Source organism: Natrialbaceae archaeon AArc-T1-2, from assembly GCF_030273315.1.
GTDB lineage: Archaea > Halobacteriota > Halobacteria > Halobacteriales > Natrialbaceae > Tc-Br11-E2g1.
Genome location: NZ_CP127174.1, coordinates 188,104 through 211,130 on the forward strand (window position 1 = coordinate 188,104; position 23,027 = coordinate 211,130).

Annotated in this window: 14 protein-coding genes; 6 read left to right on the forward strand and 8 right to left on the reverse strand. The window is 53.6% G+C overall.

Annotated features, from left to right (window positions below; genetic code table 11):
- Window positions 1-14: 14 nt before the first annotated feature.
- Genes QQ977_RS00985 through QQ977_RS00995 form a run of 3 tightly spaced genes read right to left on the reverse strand, consistent with a single transcriptional unit; the run spans window position 15 to window position 6,432 of the window.
- A complete protein-coding gene (locus QQ977_RS00985; RefSeq protein ID WP_285927002.1) occupies window positions 15-3,473 on the reverse strand; it encodes an ATP-dependent helicase in 3,459 nt (1,152 codons plus the stop codon).
- Window positions 3,470-4,375 (reverse strand): RecB family exonuclease, encoded by a 906-nt coding sequence (locus QQ977_RS00990; protein WP_285927003.1) that lies wholly within the window; start codon window positions 4,373-4,375, stop codon window positions 3,470-3,472. Before QQ977_RS00990 ends, QQ977_RS00985 begins: the two co-directional genes overlap by 4 nt.
- Window positions 4,372-6,432: a DNA helicase UvrD gene (locus QQ977_RS00995; RefSeq protein ID WP_285927004.1), complete on the reverse strand. Its 2,061-nt coding sequence runs from the start codon at window positions 6,430-6,432 to the stop codon at window positions 4,372-4,374. The genes QQ977_RS00990 and QQ977_RS00995 overlap by 4 nt, the downstream gene beginning before the upstream one ends.
- A gap of 190 nt (window positions 6,433-6,622) precedes the next feature.
- Between QQ977_RS00995 and QQ977_RS01000 the strand changes: the two genes are divergently transcribed.
- Window positions 6,623-11,560, forward strand: coding sequence for a hypothetical protein (locus tag QQ977_RS01000; RefSeq protein WP_285927005.1), 4,938 nt, complete (start codon window positions 6,623-6,625; stop codon window positions 11,558-11,560).
- Here the strand turns inward: QQ977_RS01000 and QQ977_RS01005 are convergent.
- Entirely contained in the window at window positions 11,546-12,544 is a 999-nt protein-coding gene (locus tag QQ977_RS01005; RefSeq protein WP_285927006.1) for a DUF4268 domain-containing protein, read from the reverse strand. The genes QQ977_RS01000 and QQ977_RS01005 overlap by 15 nt on opposite strands.
- A 171-nt stretch (window positions 12,545-12,715) precedes the next feature.
- Complete coding sequence (locus tag QQ977_RS01010) at window positions 12,716-13,552, reverse strand: hypothetical protein (RefSeq protein WP_285927007.1); 837 nt, start codon at window positions 13,550-13,552, stop codon at window positions 12,716-12,718.
- 27 nt (window positions 13,553-13,579) lie between these two features.
- On the opposite strand from QQ977_RS01010, the gene QQ977_RS01015 reads away from it, so the two are divergent.
- Window positions 13,580-14,572 carry a transposase gene (locus QQ977_RS01015; protein WP_285927008.1) on the forward strand — a complete coding sequence of 331 codons (993 nt, stop codon included), beginning with the start codon at window positions 13,580-13,582 and terminating at the stop codon, window positions 14,570-14,572.
- An 8-nt stretch (window positions 14,573-14,580) separates the two neighbouring features.
- Here QQ977_RS01015 and QQ977_RS01020 read toward each other — a convergent pair whose 3' ends face one another.
- Both QQ977_RS01020 and QQ977_RS01025 read right to left on the reverse strand, forming a co-directional pair.
- Complete coding sequence (locus tag QQ977_RS01020) at window positions 14,581-15,207, reverse strand: hypothetical protein (RefSeq protein WP_285927009.1); 627 nt, start codon at window positions 15,205-15,207, stop codon at window positions 14,581-14,583.
- Window positions 15,204-16,607, reverse strand: a complete 1,404-nt coding sequence (locus tag QQ977_RS01025) for a hypothetical protein (RefSeq protein ID WP_285927010.1) — start codon at window positions 16,605-16,607, stop codon at window positions 15,204-15,206. The genes QQ977_RS01020 and QQ977_RS01025 overlap by 4 nt, the downstream gene beginning before the upstream one ends.
- Before the next feature lie 134 nt (window positions 16,608-16,741).
- On the opposite strand from QQ977_RS01025, the gene QQ977_RS01030 reads away from it, so the two are divergent.
- Together QQ977_RS01030 and QQ977_RS01035 are read left to right on the forward strand one after the other, a co-directional pair.
- Window positions 16,742-17,587 (forward strand): hypothetical protein, encoded by an 846-nt coding sequence (locus QQ977_RS01030; protein WP_285927011.1) that lies wholly within the window; start codon window positions 16,742-16,744, stop codon window positions 17,585-17,587.
- A complete protein-coding gene (locus QQ977_RS01035) occupies window positions 17,588-18,409 on the forward strand; it encodes a hypothetical protein (protein ID WP_285927013.1) in 822 nt (273 codons plus the stop codon). It begins immediately after the preceding gene.
- Between the two features lie 77 nt (window positions 18,410-18,486).
- Here the strand turns inward: QQ977_RS01035 and QQ977_RS01040 are convergent, their stop codons facing one another.
- The gene (locus QQ977_RS01040; protein WP_285927014.1) at window positions 18,487-18,738 is read right to left on the reverse strand and encodes a hypothetical protein; all 252 of its coding nucleotides are present in this window, start codon (window positions 18,736-18,738) and stop codon (window positions 18,487-18,489) included.
- A gap of 84 nt (window positions 18,739-18,822) precedes the next feature.
- On the opposite strand from QQ977_RS01040, the gene QQ977_RS01045 reads away from it, so the two are divergent.
- Window positions 18,823-21,627: an EVE domain-containing protein gene (locus tag QQ977_RS01045; protein ID WP_285927015.1), complete on the forward strand. Its 2,805-nt coding sequence runs from the start codon at window positions 18,823-18,825 to the stop codon at window positions 21,625-21,627.
- 544 nt (window positions 21,628-22,171) lie between these two features.
- A complete protein-coding gene (locus tag QQ977_RS01050; protein WP_285927016.1) occupies window positions 22,172-22,975 on the forward strand; it encodes a hypothetical protein in 804 nt (267 codons plus the stop codon).
- The last annotated feature ends 52 nt before the right edge of the window (window positions 22,976-23,027 follow it).

The window sequence follows — 23,027 nt, forward strand, 5'->3', positions numbered from 1 at the left end:
GGATGGTTTTAGTCCTACTCTTCGAATCCTGGGCCAACGGTGAACGAGTCCGCTGCGCAGGGCAGTTGATTATGCTGACACCACTGACAGTGGTCATCAGCGATATAGTGAGTGAACGATGACTCTGCGATCTGATCCATTGCTCCTGTCACGGCGACTTCCACGCCTTCCAGTTCGTCTTCGCTGAAAGCTCGTGACTCGATCTTCGGCCCGATGCTTCCCACATACGCGTATCCAGCACGCTTGATTGGCTCTTCATAGACATCCCGACAGGCTAATAGATAAATTGGTAGCTGCTTGTCGTCCTGTATGTCCCGGTGACGTTCGGTGGCCTTGTAATCGATGACGAGTAGCTCGTCATCCGGCGTCCGATAGACTGCGTCAATAAACCCGGTGAGATCGTGCCCGTCGATATTGAGTTCGAACTCTCGCTCTGCATCGACTACCTCGTAGTTGGAAAGGTCTAACTCGAAGTATCGGTCAATACATTCTTTTGCTGCTGGAAGCGCATCTTCGTCTCGACGTTGACTGGCGAGCCGTTCGCAGATTTCATACCATTCCTCACGGCGTTGTATCTCCTTCTTGGCTGCCTGCTCTGCCGTGTCGTGGAAGAGTAATCCGATCGCGCGCTGGGACACGTCACTCCCACCACTACTCGTCGCTTCTTGATAATCCGGGAACGCGTTGACGACGTAGTCGAGGTAGTGGCTGCGAGGGCATTCCTCGTAGGCTGCCAGAGACGTGTAGCTGTGAGTAAGCGATGGTGGCGGAGTGGATGGTCCACCTAGAGACTCGATCTGCAGTCGTGAGCGTTCACTCTCTGTTTTAAGGTGGCCGTCAAGCGATGCTGTTGCGAGTTCTATGATCTGGTCACGTGCCGCCTCTACTGTAAGTGTCTCCCCGTCGTGGGTGACGGTTCCGCCGACCTCACCGACAGCTTCTAGAGCAAGCGTATTAGTCCAGTCCGCTGCCTCGTCTGGCAAGCACTCCTGTACATCGCTCCAGATGGGGAGATCTCCGCGTTGTGGTTGCCATGGGATCCGAGACGGCAATATCTCGTCGACCATGCTCGGAATCGGGTGGGTTTCGTCGTTACCGTCGTCGTCTGTCCCGCGGCGACCCTGTAAGACGAGAATATCCTCGGCACGTGTGATTCCGACGTGGAACACGCGCCTGGTTTCTCGGGCATCGCGCGCGACGTAATCTTCGGCAAACGCTGCAGTCGGATCTTCCGAGATCCCTGTTTCGAGTGTATCGTACGCCCGTGAGCTCGGTGCCCACTCGTCGGCTGTGACTTGCGGGATGAGAACAACCGGGAAATCAAGCCCCTTACTCTTGTGGACGGTCATCACGTTGACCGCATCGTCAGCAATGTCCGGCTGACTCGTCGGTGTGGATCCACTCTCGTCGAACAGTGAGTCATAATGTTCGAGCGAGTCGATGAAGTCCGGCGTGAGTGGCGGTTGAACGGCGCTGTCACCATACTGTTCGATGACATTGTCGAGCTGTGCGAGGTCGCGTCGCTCCTGCTCACTAAGATACCACTCAATATTCGTACGGCTCTTCAGTTCGCGGTACAGATGGCTAAGCGAGGCAGACTCTTTGATGTCGAGGAGATTGGTGACGTGCTCGCGGGCTTCTGCAACGCGATCGGGCTCCTCGAACTCGTTGAGAGGAGTTTCACAGAGCGCGTCGACGAGTGGCGTGTCGCCCGCGTTGAGTGTGCGGAGATCCGTATCGCAGAGCCGGTACCGCATCAGTAGAACGCGATTCCAGCTCACCTCGTCTTCGGGCCGAGCGAGAGCCTTGAGGTAGGCAGTTACGGTACCGACACCGATTGATTCTGTGGCGAGATCACCAGCGACTTGATACGGAATTCCAGCATCTTCGAACGCTTCGATGACTGGCGTAGCGTGGTTGTTCTTTCGAACGAGGAGTGCGATGTCTCCCGGATCGTATGCTCTGTCGAGATTGTCTGCCGCCCCGGTTAACAGATTCTGGACGACAGTTCGGAGCTGGGTTGCCCCGTCTCTTTCGTCGTCTTCGTCGGGTAACTCGATAGTAGCGACAGTATCGGTGTCGTAGTCAGGTTCATTGACCCGAGTGAGTGTTTTGTGCTGCTCCCGGTGGTCTAGTTTCGTGATGGCTTCGTTCGCCAGATCGAGGATCGGCTGTCGTGAGCGGAAATTTTCCTCTAAGGGTTTGTCTGTGAGCGCCGCAAATGCGTTGTCGAGTTCCTCTGTAATGTTGGCGACGTGCGCGCCCCGCCACTCGTAAATTGCTTGATCGTCATCGCCGACGACGAACAGGTTGTCGTCAGTAACCAGTGATGTAACGAGGTCGAACTGAAGACGGTCCGTGTCTTGAAATTCGTCACAGAATACGTAGTCCCATCGGCTGGCGATTTCGTCACCGACCGGTGACTCCATCAGGTCTGCAGTCTTTACGACTAGACCGTCGAAGTCGATGAGATTTCGTTCATCGAGTTCACGCTCGTATGCGGCGTATCCTGCAGTCAGGTCACGAGCGGTAAGGCAGTCAGAAATAAACGAATCGAGGTGTGTCGTGAGTTCGAGATTGAGATCGTTCGGGATTCCTTTCGGTGCGCTGCTGTACCCACCGAGCAGGTACTTCGGAAGCTTGTAGGCGGTATCCGGAAGCTCTCGTTCCCCCGCTTCGTGTGCTTCGAATGCGGCTTCGAGCGCGTCACAGAGAGCAATGAGCCGGTCGAGGAAGTCCCGGACACTGGCTTCCATGCCGTCTGTTCCCAGTGCATCACGTTCCTCAACGAGTTCCTCACGTGCGTCTGGAAGGCCACCCAACACGCTAGATACAGAACGTCCACCGAGGTGGTTACTGGCGATATTTTCGATTTGTTCTGGCAGGTCTGCGAGATCGTACACGCGGTCGGCCGGGCCGAGGAACGTGTCGATGTCCTCGGGTGTGATACCACTGCGTTTCATCGACCCGATGAAGTTGAGGAGTTTCGAGGCAGCACCTGACGCATAGCCATCGCTTCCGTACACGTTGGGCTTGACCGATCGGTACTCGATCTCGTCGAGGACATCCAGCACGATGGCGTACTTTTCGGCGTCCGTAGCGATGTCGAAGTCCGGGTCGAGCCCTGCAGTGTATGCGTAGTCAGAGAGAATCTCGTTGCAGATCGAGTGATACGTGTACGCGTCGATGTCGTATCCGGCGGTGCCGAGCTTCGCGTTGAGCTTCTCCCGCATCGAATCCGCCGCGTTGTTCGTAAACGTCAACGCGAGAATCCGGTCCGGCGATACGTCTTCTTCGTTGATGAGGTGCTCGATCTTCCGCACCATCGTGAACGTCTTCCCCGTCCCTGCTCCAGCAAGCACCCGCATCGGATACGCGTCCGCATCAATAATCTCTCCCTGTTGTGGTTCCGGCGACAGCTCGTCTTCCGGAACTGGGAACCACGATGGATACTCGGTGTTATCGTCGGTCATCGTTTCACCTCTGTTGAGAGCCGGTCAGGACACATCGCTCGATACTCACAATTCGGACACGCTTCCTCGCTGATGATCGCAAACGGCGCGGGGTCGTACGTCTCATTCGTGATGCCGTCGTGCGCCGCTCGAATCAGCGCCCAAATCGTATCGTGGTGTTCCTCGTAAATCTCGGTCGTTTCACGTGGGTAACCACGGACGGACACGTTGTAGCCCGATGGATTACTTTCGAATGATGTGCTGTTGAGTAGCCCGTAGAAGCTGAACCGAACGTCCATCCCGTCCTCGTAGAACGGTTCATTCTTGACGCCCTCTATGTACGTAGCCGTCTGGAACGCGTTCCGAATGCGCTTCGGTTCGTGGCCATCTCCGTTGAGGTGGTCAGCTAAGTAATCGGCTGTACCAGTCGAAAGCATCCCGCGTGTGTTTCGCTTGTAGTCGAAGACGTGGAGCCCCTCGTCAGTCCGAATGACGTTATCAGCTTTGCCGTGGAGCCCTCTGCCATCGCGTTCACACTCTACCCAGCACTCCGTAGCGACTGATCGGCGCGCATGCTCGATCCCATCGCCACCCTCGGGATCGAAGAAGGCATCTATAGCAGCTTGGTTCTCGATTCGCTGATACTCCTTGTGAGCAACTGATTCGTAATCGTCCGGAGTACTGTGTTCGTCCCACTTCTCGTCAAAAATACGCATTGCTCGGGCGTGGATCGTCTCTGCATCATCACCGCGTTCGGTCGCATCACACACGTCTTCGATAGTTTCGTGGTAGATCTTCCCCTGGTTGAGATAGAGTTCAGTTCGATCTGGTGTGTTGATGTCCTGTGGGTAGCTGTACTCGTACTGTCGTGGGCACGCCGCATACTTCGCCAGGCGAGACGGCGAAAGCGAATTCTCGCTCATCGCCGCACCTCACCATTTGCGAATTCGACACGCGCACGCAACGCTTTCCGCAACTCTTCGCCACGTGTCCCGCTTTTATCGAGCAGTTCTTGAATCTCCCCGAGCTCCGTTTCGACCTCATCAAGCGAGATCGTCACGTCTTGACTGTTCGCGCGGCGAACATCAGCGAGTGCGTTATCAACTCGGGACAGCAGAAACTCTTCTGCTGCTTGTTCGCTCGTGATGTGCGGGTCCGCGGCGTCCGTCACCCATGGAAGGTCCGTATACGCTGCTGTCAGGAATCGTGACGCTTGTGCCCGCTCTTCGAGCGCAGTATCTTCGTACTCGTAGAGACAACAGTACAAGCGGTCTGTTGCCGCCTCAGCACCGATCGCCAGGCGTCGCCGTGCGTGCTCGGTATGATACCGTACGAACGGCCGGCTTGACGCCGTCGAGTCCGTCGGGAATGTCGCATCAACATCTCCGGTGTCGAGTTGTGTGACGCCCGGATAGTCCGGCAGTGACGCAACGCGCTCCGTCGGAAAGAGACGTGTGAGGAAGGGATCGCCGGGGTATTCACTGTCTGTAAGATTGATCAAGAATACCGCTTTGAACGAGGTATTTTTGATAGCCTGCAAGTGATCGACTCTGACACCGCCATCGAGGTCCGTTGCGCTCGTCTGGTTTTGTTGCGACGCGTACTCGTGGGCCCGCTCCAACATCTCTTCGTAAGATTCCCACGTCGCATCGAGGAACGCTGTGTCGTCCAGGAACGCGGCCATCCGAAATGCACGGCGAACGTTTCCGAACTGTGATCGCGCATCGAGCGGTGGTGCCCGCTCTGCGATTCGTTCTTTCAACCCGGAATCGGTTGCCCACCACCGCACCGCGTCTTCCAACCGCTCAATCTCGTCGACACGGGCCAAGCGCTCCGTATCGAGTGCTGGCCCGTGGCCCGGTACCTCATCGTTCTCGTCGGCAGCCAGGTGCCGAACAACGGCAAGCAGCTCCCTGATCGCGGGGTCATCACCGAATCCGGTAACGGTCGTGGACTCTGTCGGAATCCCGCTGCGTTCGAACGATTCGATGGTGTCTGTAACGCCACTCCCACTTTGCTTCGTAGCGACCGCGATGTTATCGTAGCTCCACCCTGGCTGCTCGACGAGTTCCTCGATCTCGTTTGCAATTGCAGCAAGTTGGTCGTCACCGGACTCCGCAGCGAGCACTGAGACTGACCCGGTATCCGGATCGTCCACGACAGTTCCTTCCGCAAAATACGCGGCGGTGGCAGCCGGGCGTGTTGATGGCTGAACAGAGGCTGCGCGTCGAGAGTTTCTGAACGAGACGTAGTCCGTGACTGGGCCTGTCTCCACCCATGTTCTGCGGACACTCGCATGTTCCTCAGCGATACAGACGAGTTCACAGTCTTTCGTGAGTGCGTCGAGATACGCCCGGTCGAGCGGGAAGAACCCCTCAAATTCGACTGCAAGTACCGCCTCAACGTCGACGATGTCCTCGTCGTCGTCTTCTGTGAGGACATCGAGTGCTTCGGAGATGAGCTGCCCGCGTTCTATGTGATCGTGTTCAGCAAGCCAGTTGTGGAATGCATCAAGTGCAGCCGTAATCTCTCGGATTTCAGGCGTCTCGTCGGGAGAAATATCCTGCCACGAGATTGTATTCATTACTTGGGCTACGTCTTCGATGAACGAAGGTTGATCCGACGCCAGTTGTAGATATTCTGTTTCCCATTCGTAATCAGCGAGGAATCGATGCAGAAGCTCACGCCGTAATGCGTCTGAGAGAATCACTCGATCGTCCGTCTGATTGAGGACATCCGTCGCGTGTACGACGGGCGATGTCACGTGCGGTGTCGCCGCGCCGGGAAGTCTCTCGTCTAGCGTATCACGGAACGTGTCGGTACTTGTTGGCGCGCCCGTAAGAACGAGCACGTCCTCGGAGCCATACTTCTCAAGCAGATTCGCATATTCGTCTTGTGTCGTTCGTTCGACGTTCTCAGCACCGAACGGTGTTCTGACTAATATCCCGTCAAACTCTCGATGAGATGCATGGTCAGTCATAGGAATTTTGGAATTAGTTTTCACATCCATACCGGAAGGGTGTAAATACTTTCCTCACTGAGAGATGTGCTCATCCTCTGAAATCCTCTTGCGGACTACATCAGGGCGAGTTCAGGCGTACTTTCATACTCTTCCCATCGAACGTACTGATAATGACTGTCTTCGCTCGCTCATCAGGGTGCTATGATGGATGAGTGAACAGCATGCTACTCACCAAGTGCCCGGATTTGTCCCTGAACCGAACGATCTTCGAGCGGTCTTCCATCGGCACTACGAGAACGCGGCTGCGATGAGTGGCGATGATGCATATCGGGACCTGCAGACCGAAGAATCGATTCGTCGACAGTACACGGCTCGTGTTCTTTTCGAACTGTTGCAAAACGCACTCGACCGGGCTGAATCAAAGGTCGCAGTCGAAATCCGGGACGTTGACTGGGGTTCGGCTGAACAGGCGCTTGTTGTTGCTAACGATGGTGTGCCGATCCGAGTTGATCCGGAGTATGATTATTCGACTCACCGGCAGTTCGGAGAGGAGCGCCGGCCGGATTTCAACGCACTCTGCACACTACACGTATCGAATAAGCGCCCCGAGGAGAGCGTCGGGAACAAAGGGGTCGGTTTTCGGTCTGTATTCTGGCTAAACGATTTCGCGCGCGTATGGAGTCGGTTTTCTGAATCTCCTGAATGGTGGGGGATGGAGATGCATCTGCCACTGGATCAAGACACATGGCAGCAACGACTCGACTATCGAGAAGTGCAGAAGGGTCACTCCGAGTTTCTTGATTCGGCCACGTGTCAATTGGGTGAAGGCGAGCAACGGGCTAGCTTCCATTTTCCACTCCCGTTACGTGCACCAGCACCCCCAACACTTGACGATGCTTCGGATTTTAGCACGGTTGTAGTCGTTCCAATTGACCCCGGAAAAGAGGACGAACTACGCGACTCCGTTGAGACATTTCAGCAACGACACCTCAATTTCATCGGGCTATTCGAGGACCGTCGAAACCTGGATGTCTCGTTTGATGCATGGGGAGATCAATTTCAGAAATCCACTTGGCCATCAGCGACGCCAGAGGATGCGAAACGATCGCTCGTATTCTGGGAATCATCCGAATTACAGCCACTTGCCGACGAGGCTGAGCACGACGTTTCCACCCCAGGGGCAGCCATCGCCTGGCCTCGGTCAAAAACCCGCTCTGACGAATTGAAACCAGGACTATATGGGTATCTCCCCACGCGAATTGAAAGCCCGTTCGGGATCGATTTGCAAGGTGACTTTCAGTTACGGACAGACAGAACAGCGATTCATCTTAATGATGAGACGATCGGTCGTTACAACCGAGCCCTGCTTAGAGCAGCTGCAGAGCTACATCTCCACGCAATCTTCAACCACCTCGGTATCTCTGATGAAGATCTCGAATACGAGTGGATCAATCCCGACGAGGTCACAACAGTCCCCGAGACAGCATTAGATGAAACACCCCGAGACGACTTCTGGCAGTTGCTAGACCCAGGGTCAACGAACTCATCAGCTGCCAAGATCGTCGTTGATCACATAGAAGATCTTCTGTTTTCGGATGGGGGCGTCAAGGATCTGGATCGCTATCGCCAGTGGGCCGATCTCGCTGATGCGTTTTTCGAGCAGCAGGATCAGTGGCCGCTCTCGACGTACGACGACTTCTGGAAAGCAACTGGCAACTGGATCGACCGGACGTGTAAATCCTCACGTCGGACCAAAACATGGAGAAGACGTGCTGTAGCGATGTGTGACGCAATCCGGGATATTGAGACCCGGGTTGCACCCATCACCGCAACGAGGGATGAAGACAAGTCAAGTAGAATCGCTGCTGTTCAGCTTCCTCAGCGAGGAACAGCAGGTGGACAGATACAGACTGAACGACACACGCATCGTCTTTTTATCCGCCGATCGGAGACGACGCAATTGGATCTCCCGCTTGCGCTCCGCGAGGCAGGGCGTGCCGTGACTTCGTATGAGTTCGCGTCTGGCTTCGATCGTGAGCCACCGCACCCTCTCGGAGCGAATCAGTTCAATCGCTGGGATGTCCTCGGAGAGCTTCGGCAACTCCCAAACGATCTCTCCAGTTGGGAGTATCAGCCTCTGGATAGCGACGTAGAGCGGGCCGAGCGATTACAATCTGAACTGATTCGGTTTGCGATGGATCTCTTCGCACTAAGCTCGCAGGGTAGTGCTGCTCCCCCAGCAGAAACGGAGAAATACGGTCCTGGTTGGCGCGCAATTAGAGACGATGTCTATAGCGATAATGCGCGATCTGCCGGCCGTGCGATCGCAACGCTGTTTCTCCCGACGATAGATGGACAGTGGGAACCAGCACGTCAACTCACACAAGATCGTGTTGCCGTCGAAAAACTCCCCTCACTTCCCGAAAATGCGGATCTGGATTCGTTCCTCGCATTTATCGGAGTAACGCCGGAACCGCCCGATCCAGACGATGGAGTCCGACTCACGTTAGTCGAAGGGGGTGAGGACGGAACCGTTGCGCCCCGCGACACACCCCCGGTGTTAGTTGCGGCAGGGACAGAATGGAACCCACTACGTCTCGGAACAGAACCTGCGACCGCAGATTCAGTTGATCCGGGTGCCTGGCTAACGTCGCTAGATGCAGCTTGGGACACGTGGCTTGCAGACATTATTGAAGCTGAACGAAACGAATTAGATGAGGAAAATCAAGGGCGGCGGCCAATCGAGATCATACCGGCACTCCGGAATCAAGCCTGGTTCCCAGTCGGTGACGCTGAAGGAGCAGCAGAGCCACCGCTTCTCGTTGAAGAGCCACCGGATCGGATTTCACCGGCAGAGCTCACGCTTGTCTCTCGACAGCAGCGCCAGTTCCCGTCCGTACTCTGGAGCGTGTCAAAGGAAGCTCCACTCTCGCAGGAGTTGTTGATCGCGCTCGACTCTGTCAGTGGGACCGATATGGATAGTCTTGGACGAGACGGCGCAGAACCAGCTTTCAGACTACTGACCCAAATACACTCGCTAACAGCTGATCGGTTAGACGAGATCGAAGAGAATCCGCGTGCACGTCAGGCCTTGACTCGGTTGTTCGATCGTCTTCTCAACACGATCAGCCGGGAACACGATCCTGAAGCGGACGAGCGAGCGATCCCCATCCTCGGGTATCGACCCGTCGACGAGCCACGAGCGCTCGCTGAACGAGGATTAGCGTGGTATGAATCGGACGAAAATGTGTGGATTCCAACGACGAACACTGCCCGAGATCAAATGCGCCGGTTCTTCCCAGAGGTGCCGTTGGCTGCAGCGACGATTGGGACTGAGACTCTTCGAGGATATGAGCCGCTCGCTGAACGCGAGATTGATATTTCACGTCAGGTGTTTCCAGCCCATCGCGGCAGTGAAGAGGTAGAAGTCGTTCAGCATCTCGAAGAACAGCTTCGACCGATCATAGCACATCTGCTCGCCCTCGCCAGTACGACGAACCAAGTTGATGTTGACCCGGCGACGGCGGCTGATCGATGGCGAAGCAGTACGATTCGCTACGTCGAGAACGCATGGATCGAATTCCAAGCAACTCTCGGTGGGGGAGAGACATTGACTGCAACTCGGTACAAGAACACTCACAATCACGCGCTCTATCTGCAATCGAAACCACCGACGATTATCTTCGATACGCCAGACGAGACTACGGGTTCACCACCGCTTGATGAATTCGGCGAGCCGTTGGCTAAACTGCTGCTTGAGGATTCCGCTACTGGCGTCGGCCCTCTCTTCGGTCAGGCCCTCAGCGGTTACGAGTCAGACGGCGTCAGCCGTGTCGAACGACTCTTGGAGAAACGCGACGCAATCTCCTTGGTGGACGCCTACGAGCGGCATCTCCGCCAACTCGATGATGAGGAACACGAGGAGCTACGTCGTCGGGTGCGAAAGGCGCTATCTGAACTCGATATTCAGATTCGTGACTCGTGGAATCGGCTCTCCCATATCGGTTCTGATGATGTGGATGTGACCACGGCTTCATGGTCCCTCACAGCTGCTGACGTGAATGCTGCGTTGAGATCGATAGATCTGACCGACGCTCAGGAGCCGTTCCGGCCACAGTTCTCCTGCAAACAGACACACCGAGCGGAATGGGACGAGTGGTTCACGGGGTGGGAACAGCGACTCATTCCGTTCTTGGAGCATCTCATAGAGGAACACACCGATATAACATTCTCTGACGATGAACTCGAAGATCGCTTGCAGGAATACATTTCTGAAGATGCGTCTCGACGAGTCGCCTTCGATCCGACGCGGGCCGTCATCGAATGGCTACGAGGGACTCCATTCGGCGGAGCACTCCCTGAAGCAGCGATACCAGCCCCCGAAGAACTCGAAGATCGTCTAATTGAGTTCTCACCGCGGTACGAACCCGTCGAGAACGTGGCAACCACAGATGATCTCGGCTGGGGTCGTCCAAGGTTGTCCGAAGGTGACCCGAACGAAACTGAAACCGGAATCGTAGAGATCGAAGATCTCGAATCTGAATGGAAAAATACGAAATCAGTCGGTGACGAAGCCGAGCGAGCGGCCGCATCATGGATTACCAACCAGACTGTTGAACATCTCGAAGATGCGAAGGCACGAGGAGAGTTTGATGAAGCTTTGGAAAGTCTCCTGTCAGTGATTCCGTCCTCAGGCAGGACTGCAGAAAATCTGGATCGCGGCCTTCGGGAATGGAACGAAACAGGCAGCGTTGAAGCTCTCGAATCGGGTCTCCACATCTCAAGCGTGTGGGATGGTGCAGGGTACGATATGCTCGGGCTGGAACGCACCGGTGACGAGATCGAGCCCGTTCGATACGAAATCAAGAGCTTGGGCGATGAAGGCCCGTACAAGGTGCATTTGACCCAAAACCAGCTCCGCGTCTATCGCAAAGTCTTGCACTCACCTGAGACCAGGAGTACAAAGCACACGCTGTATCAGGGCTCTTGGCGGCTGTTGGGTGTTCAATCCGGACGACAAGCTGTAGACCTGACCAGTGAGCTTGACGGGCTCCCTGAATTAGTCAACAGCTTCCGAAACAAAGGCTACGGGCACGACGGACTCATCATCTACGTTCAGGATAACGACGAATCAATCGACATTTGACTCATCAACGGAAGGCGACCTTACCAGTTCAGAGCCTTGTAACTCTGCAATCCGTGGTTCAATCTCATCTTGGAATATATCCATAGCATCCACACCCCATTCAATCAACTCGACCTGTTGTTCAGGGGTTAAGTCGGTGATCTTCCCTTCAATCGGCTTGGGCCATTTGATCCGACAGGCCTGCTTTTCAGGCAGCTCCTGCCACACGAGTTCTACATCCAGATTCACTTCGATTTCCTCGCGGTCATCCTGCAACGTCTCAAAAATAGCCTCGTTTCGCTCCTTTTCCGGGGTCGAAATATACAGCTCAATCGAGAACTCGGGGCCTTGATGGAACACCCAGCCAAAACTGACCCCCGAAATGCCTGCACTGAACGTCATATACCCGCGCGGCCCAGGCGTCAGTTTGTACCAACTCGGTCGCCGTTCAGCATACGCCTCAACCAAATCAGCGAAGAATTCCTTGTAGCTCTTTTCCGTCTCCGTAAGTGACTCCTCATCAGTCAACTCTCGCTCCCAGTCGTTCGGCTCAACTACAACTTCGAATTCAAACCCTCGCTTCTCAGACCCTTCAATACTCACCACACGCGGTTTGATAGCGAAGAATTTCACGTCCTTCGGCCCGCTTTCGTTGAGCCATTCCAGCACACTTCGGTGTTCCGGCCGGAATTCCTCGGCCAGCCACATGGTGAATCCAGCACGCTTTCCGGCTGAGTACGTCAACAGCTTCCCCAGGTGGTCGTGATCTGTTCTGTTATACTGGTTTTCGATGACGATAGTCTCACCAGTGTTCATCTCCCGAGCGACGATGTCTGCTGAGAAGTTACCGATCGCTTCTTCGGCGCGCGCATCTTCAATTTCAATCCCAAGCTCTGCACCGAGCAACTCGATATTTTCGGCTAACCATCGGGTGAAGTCCCGTTCCTCATTCTGCCAGACGGACCGGAGTTCATGTTCTACGATCTCTGCGATCCTCTCATCCATACCCTTTCTCTCGGAAAGAGCCCGTATATTCTTGATGTTCAAAAGAACGGTGAGGCAATACTACCTGGAAGCCATGATCCGCTGCTGCGGAAGAAGCAAGAACTTGAAGACGAACTTCGTATACTGGGACGGTTTTGATCTTCTAGATCTTCTAAACTAATACCGAATTTTTTACATATAATAGTAATACTCCGGTCTAACATCGTCCATCGACTCTGTAGCTGGTTCAGAAAGAACCTTGCCTACGCTGTTAGCGACGCCCAATGTCGCTGGCATTCTAACTGAATACTCCGAAGTGTTCCAGTCTAGCTTGGTGAAGAATAGGATCTCTCGACACAACTGGTCGGCCGGTGTTGGGCATTGTTCAGGGTCAGGTACCACCTCTATCGGTCTCGGGACGTTACTACCCTCATACGTCATCTGTTCGGGGACGAATCCTGTTGTGTATAGGTAGTGGATGTCGTCTTCTGGAACACTAAGTACCGTTCCTCGAACTGCTGGGAAATTGCTGTCAGGATATAGCCGGACATCGGGCCTGTTACGGATTGTGACGAGATCCAGGCTCTCTATTTCAGTTGCAGCTGCCTGGCAACCATCTCGTTCACGGTCCCAGAACTCGGAAGACTTGTGGAGTACAAATCGACGTGGATACATCCCTTTGCGCTGCCGATAGTGCTCAAGGATCTGCGATACGACAGTTTCTGCTCCTTCTTCAGACAGGTGTGGCTGTCCACTATTATCTTCCTCAATATCTTTCAACGGGTCGCTTTGAAGGATGACGTGGTCTTTCCCGCGGAACACGTGGGCTAATGCTGCCCGGACTTCAGAACTTTCTCCCCCCACACGGTAAAATGAGATTCCTGCGTAGCAAACTCCTTCCTCAATTTCTCGTGTCTTCCACGGGTGACCTTCCTGCGACTTGTATAGCATTCCAACTGTGAGGTTCCATGCCCGTTTCGCTCTCTCCTTTGATTTAGAGACGAGGGTGTCATAGAACGAGTAGCACACCAAAGAGCAGGGTGAACGCTGAGGTGGATGAGTTCAGCGACCCTGCAAGATGATCCTTCGGTAGAGTCGTTCTTCAATGTCGCGGAAACCGAGACGCTAGCGTTGTTTGAGCATCTCTCCTTCGAGTTTCTCGAAGAGTTCGACGTGTTCGCCCCGGCGGAGACGGGGCGAACACGAGATCACGAGCCACCAGAGCTGATGCGTGGCTTCCTCCATTGCTACTACCACGACATCTACGGCATTCGTCCCGTTGAGCGAGAGCTTCGGAACACGGTCGTTTGGCTCAGCTGTGGGTTCGATCGACCGCCGTCGAGAGACGCGGTCGATCGCTTTCTCACCGACCTCGAACACGTCGTTGACGAAGTCTTTGACCGACTCGTCGAACAGGCCGCCCGGCGCGGCCTGCTCGACTTGACCTACTGTATCGATTCAACCGACGTGAGGGCGATGCCCGCCGATCAAGACGCGTCGAAGTGCTACGATCCAACCGACGACGAGTACTACTACGGCTACGGTTGTACAATCGTCTCGACCGGGCAAAAGATCCCGATTGCAGCCGAGTTCACCGAGAGTAAGCAAGCGCCAGAGGAGGCGGCGATGCGCGTCACGCGTGACGCGCTCGCCGTCGCCAAGCCGATCTGGATGGTCGGTGACAGCGCCTACGACACGCTCGACTGGCACGACCACCTGCTGGCCGCAGGGGTCGTGCCAGTCGCTCCGTACAACGCGCGAAACACTGACGACCCGAAAGACATCGAGTACAGGGTCGAAGATCGCATCGAACAACACAGCGAAGACGTTCAGCTGAAGCAGTCCACGTTGGATGAGACGTACAACCGCCGTACTGGAGTCGAACGAACCAACGAATCAGTGAAGGACTGCGGCCTCGGGCGAACGCACGCCCGAGGCCGCGTCCACGCACGAGCGCAGGTGTTTCTTGCCCTGTGCCTTCGCCTCGTCGTCGCTATCACCAACTACGAGCGTGGAGACAATCCGGGAAGTACGATCATCACGGTGTGATAAGAGTTCTATGACACCCTCTTAGAGACATCAAGAGTAGACGGCTTGATGAGTTGTGTCGGAAGCCGTCTTTGCATCCCCATGAGTTTGATTCGATTATGGAGATTGCTCCCCTCTGATTGGATCTGAGAGTGCTCTTCATCGGCAGGGGTGCAGGCATCCATCACCCGTTGCGGGATACAGACTATGACTACGTTTGGAGAAATATTATCCCTGTCAAGAAGGTCGATTCTGTCCTCTACAATATTGAGGAAATAGTCCATTCTTTCACGGACAGTATCCTGCTGCTCCACTCTTTCAATGTAGTTATCCCTGATGGGGAATCGCCAGCCTCGCTTGGTGTGTATGGAAATTTTCAACCGGGAATCTTCCCCGACACCAGGGAAGGGGACTTGTTGAGGTTGGTCCTGATTTCCAGGGTGAATCCCGATTTCCATATCCCGAAGCAAGGACTGCAAGTTTCGGATAGTGTCACGATCACCAATAATGCCAAGTGTAATCGTATGGTGCTTATCTTCCTCAAGACGAGGTCCGTATTTCACCAGGCCCCGCTTCGGCGATGTTTCTAAACCACCCTCAAATTCGATTTCTGGCTCTTCCCAGTGCTGAATACGGAAGGGAGAATCTCGATTCATCCGTCTATCACCCCGTCGATAATCCGAGACTGTTCATCTCCATCGTTAGGCGGCCGGATTCCGAGTGTGAGGCCTTGAACCTGTTCTGCCGCTATCTTCTGAATAGCCGGTAGTTGATTGCCGTCCATCCATTGGGACAATCCAGTATTGACCGTCAGCATCAGAATCTTTGGCCATATACGGATTTGACGGAGCTGTTTACTGTTCTGGCCTTGGAATCGGTTCGGTGAGAATTTGTCCTGAAGCTCGGACTTCCGTTCGCCGGTAACCTTCTCTCTACCGTCCCAAGTGAACTCCTGAGTGGGCGTCAGTACATAGTAGAAATTATCTGCATATTTTTCCACCCGAATATCCACCGCTCGGTGCCGGATTTCACTTCGATCACTGAGCTCTTGTGCCAGCCATCGGTTCTGGGAATCAGTCCGCTTTCCGTGGTGCCGATTTTCATCGTATATCGGATAAATATGCCTTCCCCGACTACGTTCTACTATACAGTCGTTCTTTTGTGCTGAGACAGAGATGACTCCAAGAAGAAGCTCTCGGACGATATTTGTTCGTTCAGGACTGTCTTCCTCGCCGATCCAGGTTTTGAAGTCTACGACATCTGGCGAGTCAGAACCGATGTAGTGCCGTGTACTGCCCGGCAACCGGTCTTTCTCAACTAAGGTGTACAGTTTCCCTGCTTCTGGAACGACTGGATAATGCTTGTTGTTGTAGTTGTAGTACCGAGCTTCTGCGATTCCTTCGGCTGTGTCATAGATATAGAGGTCGTCGGGGAATGAGGTCACCTGAAACAGATTACTAGCGTAGTCGTGCTGTTCTTTTATTGGCTCAAAGGAATGAAGGTACGGTTCGTAGTTGAATCGGTCGGACTCCTGTAGCTCCATGGCTACAGTCTTGAGCTCCAGATAATCGGCCTCATGGACATGAGTATCAATAGCAAAGGTTTCAAAATCTTCAACGTAAGTGTCTGCAACCTTTTGGCTAAGTTCCTCGTCGTCTAATTTCTTCTCCAGCTGGTTGAGGAATTCCTCGATCTCGTCGTTGTCTGTGTATGACTTTTCGAAAAGATCGCTCCACAGCTGAGGGTAACCCAGTTCCTCGGCGAATATGAAGAAGTCAAACCGTTGTTCCTTGGATCGATGGGTGTACTCAAGGTAGTATCGAGCCAGTTCACTGGGGAAGTCGTTGGGACTCAGTTTGGAGCCCTTGGCTTCAGCGACGACCCACTCACCTGAGCCTTTGTGACGGAATTGGATGTCGTCAAGTGAGGGATGGATCTCTGCTTCCCGGTGCTCCATGTACCCAGTTGCTTCCATGAAGTCTATTACAGCGTCCTTGTAGGAACGCCCCTTCTCATGAATTCCTTCGCGTTCCGACAAGATACGGTAGATTGGCACTACGAGGTTGTTTCTCAACTACATACCAAAACTCCTTTGGACAGGTTCTAAACTCCCTACGCGTCGAAAATCACGGCTTCTAGCCTGGTTTTCGCCCCTAAACCTATACCCTAAGAAGTATAACGACCGGTCAAATGAAAGATAGGGATCTTCGCACAGTAATTCACTTGATCCATCAAGAACGGACATACGAGACCAAACTGGTGGATAAGTCCCTCTACAAACTTCTCTATACGGTTCAAAAGTCTGCGAACGAAAAGGACGTTGACATCACTATCCCCTATTTCTGGTACCAGTTCGGCACGGTCTCACCTCTTCCCACTGTCGGACCGGAACTTGATCTTCCGGACCAATCAGAATCTCTCAAAGAGGAACTCCGACCACTGATAAAAGAAGCTCTTGGACTGTACTACGATGACAAACTGGAAGGAATCACGGATATTATGTATCAAGATGCGCCCTATGATGTCCAGCGGGAGTTCCGCGAACTCGATAAAAAAGTACGCACCCTTCACGACGACTACAACGATTTCTACGAGGTAGAACCCAGCCGCGATTCGATTATAGATACAGTTTACGCCGTCCACGATACCTTTCCTACAGTCAAATTCCGCGAACAGGAACAGGACCTGAGCAAATGGTACACCATGTTCACACGCGAAGTCGACAAGACGAATTACGACCCAGACAAACTGATGAAGATCAACCTCACGTTTTGGCGTACCTTCGCATTACGGGTAGCAGAAAATCACAGACATGAGATGACGAAGCAGGAAGTGAAGAAAGAGATTGGTATCACGTCATTTGAAGCAGCCCGTGAATCAACCAGAAAGAAACTTCGAGGGATTGAATCCCGGACACTTGCCGAGAAATTCGAGGGCGAAGACCGTCCACAACCAGCATCAATTGAATCGAAGGCAGCTGATGCAATGATGGAACCGATTCTTGTGCAGGAACTCGGCCTATCATTTTCGGACTAAATGACACGATACTTCGTTGAAACCAACGTGTTAGCCGGTTTAACGTACTCGCACGATCGGTGGCATCGGGACGTTAAACCACTCTATCAGAACAATACGCTCTATACAAGCGAGTTCGTGATTTACGAATATTGCAACCAACGTCGACAAGATCCTTCGATAGTTAGTGATCCCTCACAGCTTTCCACTGATTTAGATGCTGAGAACGGGAAGTACCAACATATAGCGAAGATCCTTGAAGATCGTGTCCCGTTTTTCGATAAGCAGATCCGGCAGCTCCAGCGAGAAGGAATGACTGTGGAGAGGGTTGTTGACGCTTTCATAGACCACTTCGAGATCCGGAAACAGGCCGAGCCACAGATAAGATCCTACTTCCAGGAGTACTTTTCAACCCGTGAACTGACTGACCGAAACGCTCGACGAGCTGTTCAGGACCTTCGTGATCTCATACTCTGGGCGGCAGAACGCAACAAGGAGATTCTTATGGAGAATGTGAAGATCCGGGAGTCTGCTTACCACCAGATGGATGACGAGCGAGAGGTCATTGAGGCAGAAATCGGTCTTGGGGAATGGGGCATGTCGAGAGAGGATCTCCAGTGGGTGTTAGATGCAATCTATATGATGCAGCAAGGGCTTCTCGACCGGTTCGTCACAGGTGATAAGAACGATGTTGCCCAGTTCAAACACACTCTGACGAAAGAGTTCGATATTGCTGTCCTCTATGCGACTGAAGAGTTTTATTCGGATGACTTGGTTGAGCGTCCTGAAGAGGAGTCGATAAAGACGATTGATAATACGAAATCAAAAACTGCTGACAATTGAAGGCCACTTTGAAATTGCTCTTCCCAAATATACATCTACCAGAATAAACACGAGCTTCGTCTTAACCGATCCGAGCACTAACTAACCTCTCGATCCTTGGGATCACTGATCGGTGGCCGTAAATCCCGCCACCGGAAGTCGGCTATCTCACCGTTTTCGAGAGCAACACGGTATAATTGAGAATCTCGGTCGTCAGTAGTAACCGTTCCCGCATCATCGGTGAGAATCGACACTATCTCTCCGTGTTGCCCGTGGTACCTGCTGTGATCTAAGTCTGCTTCATCGGGGATGTCAACTCTGACGCGATCTCCCTCAGCGAACCTCACCATTATCTCCAGTAACGAAGCTAGCTACTATAGCTTCGGGGATTCACCGGCACGCATTTATGAGCCCAATGTATCAGTGTGTGAATAATGAGCGAACCTGACTCATCGCTTGATATTGACGCTCTCGTACAGGAGTACGTCGCCCAGAAGGACTGGGAACAGGACAAAGCACACGTCAGGAACACATCTGAGGCCGTACAGACACTTGTCCGTGCGATCGTTGACACAGGATCGATCAATGAGTATGCGATGCGAACGGTGTACAATTTGTGTCAGAACGACAACGCGCTGAGTCCGGAAATGAAGAAAGAACGGATAGACGATCTTGAGATCGATCCGGCTGCGAAGACCGAAATCAAGAATCGTATCGAAGAGGGAACAGGTATCGTTGGGAAGGGGACGTATTCGGTGCCGATCGAAGGCTACGAAGAGGAAACCTACGAGTTTCTTGCTTCAATAATCGACTCCGATGACAAAGAAACGATCGACGAGGCAATCGGAGAATTTGCCGCATTAGATATTGATCGAGTTCAGGCCGGGATTATCTCTGCAATCCTATACTTTCTCCACCCGACGAAGTACCCGATCAGTAACGATCGATCCCGGACTGGTATGGAGAAATATTTCGACTATGAGATGTCCGGCCAGTTGAATCAGTACGTCGATGATACCGAAAAATTCCGGACGGTGAGGGATTCCTACCCGTTCAAAGAGGATTTCCGCCACCTAGATAGCTTCTTCAATTGGATCGAACGACAGGATCTTTCTAAAGCGGGTGAAGTTGAGTCACCGTCACGGAGCGATTCCAAAGAAACGCGACCAAGCCAGCCAAGTGAGGAGCTGGAAATTAGCGACGCTGCGTTTTATTGGGTGAATCAGAACCGTGAGGTGGAATTCAAGGATGAATTTCTTCGCTCACAGGATACGAAGTGGCAGCGCGACCTGACCGTGCTTGAAACAGGCGACATCATCTTCCACTACACTAACCAAGCAATCCGTGCATGCTCTGTCGTCACGTCCGAAGCACGACTCACCGAGATGGAAGGCGGCGAGTATTATCGGGTCGATGTCGATACAACGCGTCTTGATGAACCGCTCCCACTACCGGAAATTCGAGAGGAACTACAGAAGCCCGAGGTACGAAAAGAACAAGAGCGGTATCCACTTGACAAGAACGGGAACGTTATTCAAGCGTATCTTTGCCACCTCACGCCCGAAGCAGGCCGGTACCTGCTTGAGACAGCCGGTATCAACACGTCTGAGTTGTTAGTATCGCCAGCCGAGGCGACGAACTACTTCTGGCTGACTGCGAATCCGTCTATCTGGTCCGTTGACGACATTGTCGATGGTGGCGATGTGTTCTATTCTGCGTATAACGATGAAGGGAACAAGAAACGCCTTTTCGAAGCCTTCAGATCAGCCGCACCTGGTGACCGGGCTCTCTTCTACGAATCAACCCCGGTCAAAAAGATCGTCGCGGAAGGAACCATAACTGAAGTAATCCCGCCGGAACGCAATCACGAAAATAGCGCAACGACAGCCGAGCAGACGGACACAGTCACGACTGCCCAAGACAGCACGTCCGATGCTGGTGTTCGGATCCGATTCGATCGGCACGTTGACGGCATCAAGTGGGAAGACCTGAAGGCGATTCCAGAACTCGAAGACGCAGCACCGATTGCAAACCGCGCACGGGGCAGCCTGTTCCCACTCTCTAAAGACGAGTACGAAACCATCCTCGCGTTAGAAGAGCCGGCAGTAGACGGCGTCAGTCAAGAGGCACTCAACCGATTTGAACAGAAACTCACCCCACCGCAGATCGAGGCGCAAATCCCAGAGACGCTTTACTTCGAAGACGACGCCCGGTTGCGACGCGAAATCGAAGCCTCGCTCCGCTCCGGCAAACACATTATTTTCACCGGGCCGCCAGGAACTGGGAAAACCAAACTCGCCAAAGCGGTCTGTGACGGAGCGACAATACATGATCAAGTCGATGGATACCGATTCACGACGGCTACCTCAGAATGGACCGCCTTCGACACGATCGGTGGGTACGTCCCGTCCACGAGCGATGGCGGCCAGGAGCTCCTGTTTGAACCACGATTGTTCCTGAAGTGCTTCCGTCAGGATCGGATCGTTAACGAGTGGCTCATCATCGACGAAATCAACCGGTCGGACATCGACAAAGCGTTCGGTCAGTTGTTCTCGGTGCTATCCGGTGACTCGACGGAACTTCCATACGAACGCGAACGCACCGTCGAACTGCTCTCCGTGACCGGACAAGAAAGTGAGGACAAACTCTCAGAGATCATTGCGAACCCGGATGCGTTCCCCGTGACGCCGTCGTGGCGTCTCATCGCCACGATGAACACGTACGACAAAACTTCGTTGTACGAGATGTCCTATGCGTTTATGCGCCGTTTCAACTTCATTCACGTCGGCGTCCCACCACTGACAACCGACGACGGCGCAGTCCGCACTTCGCTTCTGGACCCGGATGGTGACGATAATTATTCGGCCGCATGGCTCGCCGATAACCCCGGACTTCGTCCTGTGCTTGAGAGATCGTATCTGGCTATCGCGGTTCTGTGGCAGCGTATCAACGAAAACCGCGTGATCGGCCCGTCAATCGTCTACGACATCGTTCGGTACCTCGACTCGTACGAGCACGCCGGCGGAACACAGCGAGATGCGCTCTCATCTGCGGTCGTCTCACTCGTGTACCCCCAACTCGAAGGGATGCGCCCCGAGGATCAAAAACGACTGATCCGGTCGCTCACTGGTACGGGGATAGATACTGAAAACGGGGAAATTGACCTCGATTTGGACGGGGAACGGTTGAAAACAAAAGCTGCTGACTTCTTCGGGATCAGTTTCGAAGATGACGCGTAGCCTGACTGCCGACGAACTCGTCGATGCCACGACTGAAGAACTCGCTACGTATCTTCGAAGCGGCGCGATCAACACACGCGCGCTTACGGAGTCGCTCGATTACGAAGGCCTCGACATCGACGACTGGGATCGGATCAAACGCATTCATTTCTGTCTGAACGCGGACGTTCATGAGTTCATCAGCAAACTCCCGGAACGTGTCCGCCGGATCAAAACCGAAAATCAACGCGAACACGTCACTACCCAAGGTGAGGTCCGTGGCTCCATCAATTGGAGTGGGACGCTTCGGACGTGGTCGGACAGCGGCTACGCTGACCGGAGTCGCTTCGTCTGTGATACACCATATACTGAGTACGATATTGCGGAAAACCGGGTGCTGAAACGCCTACTCTGGCACATCCACCGTACCGTTACGACTGATCTCCGTGGTGTCGAGTATGACTGGCGTCGCCAGTACTGGACTGATGACCAGATCGATCGCTTTGACCGGCTCTACAAGCAGAACGTCCACCTGAACCGGATCGCTGCCGGGCAACAAATCTCCGTGACCGACCAAGATCTCACGGCTGCCCGCCGCTCCCGCCTTGACCTATACACGGAAGCCTACGAACTCCTCGATCGGTACCAGCGATTACAATCGGATCGATTCGATCCGGACATCACCAAGCTCTTGACCGAGACGCTCATCATCCCAGCATCCACGCCAACGTTATTCGAACTCTTCTGCGTCTTCCGCACTCTCAGGTATCTCAACGACGAAACACCCGGCGTCAAACTCCATCCAATCGCTGGCGAGAGTACCGCTCTGGCACAGCTCAAAACCGACAATCGACGTATCGACATTTATCACAACCAGAACGGAGCGATCGAATTCCACGAAACCCTTGATCCGGACGTAGTACCAGATCATCCGACGTTCAAACGCTATCAGGACGCGCTCGTCGACTATACTGACGCACTCCGCGGGTTGACTGGGAGCGATCAAGATCCCGTTCTGTACCGAGGGCGTCCTGACATCGTCATCGAAATCTACGATACGAGCACCTCGGACGCCAAACTCGTCTCCGTGCTTATCGGCGAGGTCAAATTCTCATCCGCAGCCCAAACCTTCCGGCAAGGACTAGAAGAGCTGGCTACCTACCGACGGTTTGCACATTACGACGGCTACATTGTCGACGACCCAGAGGTACCGATCACCAGTCTCCTCGTAACCAACGGGTATTCCACAGCCGGCACTGCTGACGAAATCACCCATCTGAACGGGAGCAAGCTACTCACCGACGATGTCGAGGCACTCCGTCCGTTCGCTGCTGATCTGCTCGTGACGACCACTACGACTGGGGTGTAGGCGGATCCACGCCAGGATCGATTTCCGAATATTTAAAAGATCGATGCAGAAT